Below are 816 nucleotides of genomic sequence, written 5' to 3' on the forward strand. Positions count from 1 at the left end.
CTGCTCGAATGTGACCGGAATCGAGACGCCGTACAGAGACCTGGCCGCCGTCATGCACCGTCATGGCGGTCTGTGCTTTGTCGATTTCGCGGCAAGCGCGCCCTATACGGGCATCGACATGCACCCGCCGTCGCCGCTGGAGAAGCTGGACGCCATCTTCTTCTCGCCGCATAAATTTCTCGGCGGACCGGGATCGGGCGGGGTCCTGATATTCGATGCCGCGCTCTACGGCAACCGGCGGCCCGATGAGCCAGGCGGCGGCACCGTTTCCTGGGTAAGCCCGTGGGAGGGCCCCCGCTATTCCCGGGGAATTGAGGCCAGGGAGGACGGCGGAACCCCCGGCTTCCTTCAGGCGATCCGGACCGCGCTGTCCCTTCGGTTGAAGGAGCGGATGACGACGCAGCGCATATTGCGGCAGGAGCGGGCGCTGTGCCGCCAGCTGCTGGACGGACTTCAGGGAATACCGGAGATCACGGTGCTGGAAGGCGACGCCCGCCACCGTCTTGGAATCGTCTCCCTGACGGTCCGGGATATGCATTACAACCTCGTGGTCAGGCTGCTGAACGACCGCTTCGGCATCCAGGCCCGGGGCGGCTGCTCCTGCGCGGGCCCTTACGGGCACTACCTGCTCTCCATCGGCCGGGAGGCCTCCGCCCTTATGAGCAAGACGATCCAGAGCGGCGATCAATCTCTGCGTCCCGGATGGGTCCGCCTGTCACTGCATCCCGTGATGACCTCCGCCGACGTCGCCTTCATCCTGTCGGCCTTGAAGGCGATTGTGGGCAACAGGGAAGACTGGCAGGGGGGGGGGGCGGG

Annotated in this window: 1 protein-coding gene; it reads left to right on the plus strand. The window is 65.9% G+C overall.

The genetic code is table 11. The features are described from left to right. Nucleotides 1-816, plus strand: an 816-nt coding sequence (locus L692_RS0103475) for an aminotransferase class V-fold PLP-dependent enzyme (protein WP_025697251.1), incomplete at both ends; no start/stop codon positions are given.

It is taken from the genome of Paenibacillus forsythiae T98, assembly GCF_000520735.1.
Taxonomy (GTDB): Bacteria; Bacillota; Bacilli; order Paenibacillales; family Paenibacillaceae; genus Paenibacillus_AQ; species Paenibacillus_AQ forsythiae.